The following is a 5181-nucleotide window of genomic DNA, read 5'->3' as shown; positions in this document are numbered from 1 at the left end:
ATCCTGTCCTTGCACGGCACGCCTGTGTTCAGATGTGTGAAGGTTTCGGTGAATCCGACCTCGTCATCCACCTCCAGCAAAAGATCCGTGACCCTGATTTCCGGCAGGCGCTTGTAGAGGTCGAGGACCATGGCATCGGCTTCTTCGGGAACCGCGGCGGTCAGACGGTCGATCTTCAGCACACCATCCTCGATCGACCCGCCCGGAATAGCACCCGCCTTTGCGGCGCGCGCCAGTCGGTGCAAGGCGTCAGACATGCGCGCCTTGCGGTCGGCGAGCCAGGTGTTGGGTTCAAGCGGCATGGCAAGCTTCGGCGCGGCGCGGGCGACCTCTGCGGGAACCAGCGCCTCCTTCAAGTCGCCAAACCGCCGGGAATGGGCGAGCCAGACATCGCCCGAACGGAAGGCTTCGCGCAGATAAAATAGGACCGCGACTTCCCACAGGCGGCCCCCGTTATCCTCGCCGCCAAGGTGGCGCTGCCATTTTGATCCTCGACGCAGGAAGGCTAAGGGACGCACGGGCGTCACATCCGTGCCCGCGACGATCTTGCTGGCTGCCAACAGGGGTTCGGCCACGGGCGCGGCGCGGATGTCGAGTGCCCGCAGCATGCGCGGTGCGTAGCGGCGGAAGCGATGATATCCATGGCCGACATGGGCCAACGGATCGGCGGCAAGGGTGTCGGTCAACTGGGCCGCTGTCGCGACCAGCCCCTTGAGCGACAGCCAGCCACCGGCATTGCCGACCGCCTCCTCGAGCGACGCGCGATCTTCATGGGCCTCCAGCAATGCAGAACCCAGGGCCGCGAAGGACTGCAAGGTGTCCTTCAGCGCCGCCTTGGCATCTTCCGCACGGGCATCACATCGGGATTTCGCCTCGCGCCAGGTCTTGCCGACGATCCGGTCATGGGTTTCCACAATAGCGTCGGCAATGGCGCTGCGCCATTCCAACGCGCAGACGGCAAGGATGGCGAGGCGGCGGTCGTCCGAGATGTCCCGCAAGTCGCCCGCAAAGTACCGCTCACCCTGCCTGCGCAGCCGGGCAATCCGGTGGGGCGGCACCTCGGCTAAGGCCGCTTCATCAAGCCCGATGCCCTGGAGGAACTCCAGCCGGTCGAGAAGACGGTTCATGTCGGCCGAATTCTGCCCGACTTCGAATTGACGCAACCAGACAAACCGCGTGACCGAGCCGCCAGAATCTTCTGTCAGCAAGGCGTCGAGACGCGCCCGCATGGCATCGACCAGCCGCCCCGCGATCCGAGATGCGATCCGCCGCTCTGCGACGACCAGCGCATCTGCGCAAAGGCGCTCAATGATCGTGATGCCGGGCAGAATGGTCCGGGTCGCCCGGCACTGCTCGACAAAGCGCCGGGCCAGATCGTCGTTGGACCGCGACGCCTCGGCCGCATCTTCCAGCCAAGCCTTCAGATCCCGCGACCCTCGGCCCGTGAACATCTTGTAACCGTACAGCGCTCGCAGGACTTGCAGATGTTCACGGCGGGTTTCCTCACGCATTGCATAATCTGCCAGATCATCGGGCTTCAGGCCGAGCTGCGCGGCGATGAAGCGGCTTACCGCCAGAGGGATCACCTCGCCAGCTCCCAGCAGACGACCAGGATATCGCAACGCGCAAAGTTGCAGGGCAAAGCCGAAGCGGTTGTGTGGACGGCGTCGGGCGCGGATGATTTCCAGGTCATCGTCCGACAGCGTGTAGTGGTGCAGCATTGCTGCCTCAACGGCAGGCAGATCGAACATTGCGGCACGTTGCCGGTCAGTCAGCACTGTGCGATGTGCCATATATCTTTTTCTTTCCGAGTATGGTTTGTGATATTTTGTTTTTGGTATTTGATAAGGAACAAGGATGATGTCGAAAAGCGCCGCCCGCACGAATACGTCTCAAACGAACGTTTGTGAAATATGCTGATCGGCTATGCACGCATCTCCAAGGCTGACGGGTCACAGTCCCTAGATCTCCAACGCGATGCCCTGATCGCCGCCGGAGTACCCGTAGAACGCATCTACGAAGACCAGGCATCCGGTGCGCGCGATGACCGTCCAGGTCTGGAGGCCTGCCTGCGGTCATTGCGGGAAGGGGATGTTCTCGTTGTCTGGAAGCTGGATAGACTCGGGCGCACGCTGACCCACTTGGTCAACACGGTGCGCGACCTGTCAGATCGCGGCATCGGACTGCGCGTGCTAACCGGTCAAGGCGCTGAAATCGACACCACCTCAGCAGGTCGCATGATCTTCGGTATCTTCGCGACGCTGGCTGAGTTCGAGCGGGACCTGATCAGGGAGCGCACCATGGCTGGCCTTGCCGCCGCCCGGGCGCGTGGTCGAAAAGGCGGGAGGAAATTCGCCCTGACAAAGGCTCAGGTCCGGCTCGCGCAAGCCGCCATGGCGAATAGAGACACCTCTGTTGCCGCCCTCGCGGCCGAGCTCGGCGTCAAATCCGTGACCCTCTATCGCTACGTCGATGCCAACGGAAACCTTCGCGATCACGGAAAGCGTGTTCTGTCGGCTTAGCGTACTATTTTGCACTCTCCGGCACCAGACCCCAGTTGGCCAACGCTTCACGACACGGATGATTTGCAGGCGGAGCCGAGCGGGGCAAGGTTGCTATTCGCTGGCCTGGACACCAAGGGCTTCGAGGGTTGTGCGATCGGCTGCGCCGGTGATGGGCAGGCCGCTTTGTTCTTGGAACGCCCGCATCGCATTGCGTGATCCATTGCCCCAAACGCCGTCCGGGGTGCCTGCGTCAAACCCGCCCGCGTTCAGGAGAGTCTGGATCGCGCGGTAGTCGTCTGGCGAGAGATCTAGCGTCGACCACCCGCAGGCGCCAGCCACGGCCTCAATCGCTTCTTGAATTCCGGCAAGATCAAATTCTGCATCGTGGCGTTGGCCATTGCCGTCCGTGAGCCGGATGAAAAAGCTCTCGGCATCATAGAGGCCGCGCAGGAACCCCTCTGAGCCAGAGCCGAACAGCCCGGCCCCCTTGTTATTGGTCAGCTCATTCCAGCGTGTTGATTGCGCAGGATTGCTGTCGATCCGGTAGGTGATGTCGAACGAATCCCGGCGCATGGCACTGATCAAGAAATCGTCCTGGACAAACACAACCGACGTCTCGCCCTCACGGCATTGCGCGAGTAGGGCCGTGAGACCACCAAAGCTGCGCGCGTCATAGGCAGAGTAGTTGATGGCCACCACCGACGGGCTGTCGTCGATTGCTGCGCGCTCTTCATTGATCACCCACCAGCCTGCGATCCGGTCCCCTTCATTATGCGCCTGCTCGAAGGGCGTGAGGCTGTAGTCGATGTCCGGGTGGTCCGGGTCGGCCCAAGGTAGTGCGGTCTCAGCGACCTCTTCGCCTAGGGTCATGGCAGCGGGCGCAGTTGGGTCGGGTATGGGCGGCGCTGAATTCGTCACGCTCGGTGTCATCGGGAAGGCGATCCCGTAACGGGCCTGCAGATAGGCCATTTGCAGTTGGGCGAGCGTGAGCTTTTCCGTTTCCACACGGCTGAGGGCAACCGCTTGGATCAATCCCCCTGCCGAGGCCGCTTCTCGCTCCGCGGTCTCGACACGATCCTGCTGTGCGGCCATTTCTCCTAGAAGCTGCTCGGCGCGCACTGGATCTGGCTCTAACGCCGGTACGGTGACCTCGATCACCGCGCCAGCGGCTTCCGCCGCCTCTCGTGCCTCCACGACCGTGCGCAACAGAAGCAGAGCCTCGCGGCGGCTCTCGGCCAGCATACGGATCAATCCCCCATCATAGCGGGAGATCGTCGCATCGACTTCGGAAATCTGGCTGTCGATCGCTGCAATTTCCACGTCCAGCGGAGAGCTTTCTTGTGCGACGGCGCCTGCCGTCAAGCAGGTGCTGATCAACAAGGATGCGGTGAGCGTACGAAGTTTCGTCATGCAAAAGCTCCTTTTCCCTTCCAGTGAGCGGTGCGGGAGGGTAATGCTGGGGCGAGCCCCCAAGTTTGTGATACGTCTAATAACGTGACGGGCTCATCACGAATCGACTTCCTGACACTGCAAGGGTCATATGGTCTGATTTGTGAGTCAATCTAAAAACTGGACGCGTGTAACTTTGCGACATATATATGAGGGCACTAAGTGACTCGCAAGAAGGGCAAGCAGCTGAACTGGGGTGTCGAACGTCGATATGAGTTCATCGAGTTTCGCCTGTTCTGGCAGGGGCGGATAAACCGAGGGGATTTGATGGACGCGTTCGGGGTTTCAACACAGCAGGCATCGCTGGACCTGAACGCCTATATCGATCAGGCCAAGCGGAACCTCGTCTATGACAAGAGCCTGCGCACCTACCTGCGCGGCAAACAATTCACCCCCAAATACCTCAAGCCCGATGCGGAGGAGTACTTCGCGCAGCTGCGGGCCGTCGATCAGGGGCTGGTGAGCGCGGAGCAAAGCTGGATCAGCGTCTTTCCGGGCTTTGGAGCAACGCCGACGCCTGCCCGAGGCGTGGCACCTGAAACGCTGCGCGATGTTCTCGCGGCAATCCGTGTCCCAGCCGCCTTACAGGTGACCTATCAGTCGATGTCGCGCCCTGAGCCAAACGCGCGCTGGATCGAGCCCCATGCTCTTGCCTTTGACGGCTTCCGTTGGCATGCCCGCGCGTTTTGCCAGAATGACCAGGTCTTCAAGGATTTCCTGCTCTCACGCATCGTGGAGGTCGGGGACCAAGGGCCTGTTACGTCAGACCCAGGCTCCGATGGCGCTTGGCACACGGACGTCTTGCTCGAGATTGGGCCGCATCCGGACCTCTCAGAAAACCAACGCCGCGCAATAGAGATGGATTACGGCATGGAGGCGGGCCACGCGCAGATCGTGGTCCGCCGCGCGCTGTTGTTCTACGCGCTCAAGAGGCTGGGGCTTGATACCGACCCCGCCGCACGAAAACCGCAGGACCAGCAGATCGTGCTGTTGAATCGAGACGAGGTCGTTGGATGACCATGGCAGCACGGAAAGCAGACTTCGGAGCAAACCATCAGCCCTACAAAATGTCCTTCACCTCTGGGGGGCTGTTTCTGAACGAGAGCGTGATCGTCGCCGAACTGCACCTGGTTGGTGTCAACGGCGGAGACAAAACCGGCCACGTGGCGGTGCAAAAGTAGGCCAGTGGCGGGGCACTAAGCGCCATGGCGCGTGCGCTGCCCAAATA

General features: G+C 61.5%; 5 protein-coding genes. 3 read left to right on the top strand and 2 right to left on the bottom strand.

Annotated features, from left to right (window positions below):
* Positions 1–1793, bottom strand: a 1793-nt coding sequence (locus ABIE57_RS20205; RefSeq protein ID WP_354540834.1) for a Tn3 family transposase, incomplete at its 3' end; no start/stop codon positions are given.
* A gap of 120 nt (positions 1794–1913) precedes the next feature.
* Here ABIE57_RS20205 and ABIE57_RS20200 point away from each other — a divergent pair.
* The gene (locus ABIE57_RS20200) at positions 1914–2522 is read left to right on the top strand and encodes a recombinase family protein (protein ID WP_354540833.1); all 609 of its coding nucleotides are present in this window, start codon (positions 1914–1916) and stop codon (positions 2520–2522) included.
* Positions 2523–2615: 93 nt separating this feature from the next.
* Here ABIE57_RS20200 and ABIE57_RS20195 read toward each other — a convergent pair whose 3' ends face one another.
* The gene (locus tag ABIE57_RS20195) at positions 2616–3914 is read right to left on the bottom strand and encodes a peptidoglycan-binding domain-containing protein (protein ID WP_354540832.1); all 1299 of its coding nucleotides are present in this window, start codon (positions 3912–3914) and stop codon (positions 2616–2618) included.
* 201 nt (positions 3915–4115) lie between these two features.
* Here ABIE57_RS20195 and ABIE57_RS20190 point away from each other — a divergent pair, with 201 nt between their 5' ends.
* Both ABIE57_RS20190 and ABIE57_RS20185 read left to right on the top strand, forming a co-directional pair.
* The gene (locus tag ABIE57_RS20190; RefSeq protein ID WP_354540831.1) at positions 4116–4970 is read left to right on the top strand and encodes a BrxR family helix-turn-helix transcriptional regulator; all 855 of its coding nucleotides are present in this window, start codon (positions 4116–4118) and stop codon (positions 4968–4970) included.
* Positions 4967–5134 (top strand): hypothetical protein, encoded by a 168-nt coding sequence (locus ABIE57_RS20185; protein WP_354540830.1) that lies wholly within the window; start codon positions 4967–4969, stop codon positions 5132–5134. The genes ABIE57_RS20190 and ABIE57_RS20185 overlap by 4 nt, the downstream gene beginning before the upstream one ends.
* Positions 5135–5181 lie beyond the last annotated feature (47 nt).

Source organism: Roseovarius sp. MBR-6, from assembly GCF_040547525.1.
Lineage (GTDB): Bacteria > Pseudomonadota > Alphaproteobacteria > Rhodobacterales > Rhodobacteraceae > Roseovarius.
Note: the sequence above shows the minus strand (reverse complement) of the source record. Positions and strands in the feature narration are given on the sequence as shown.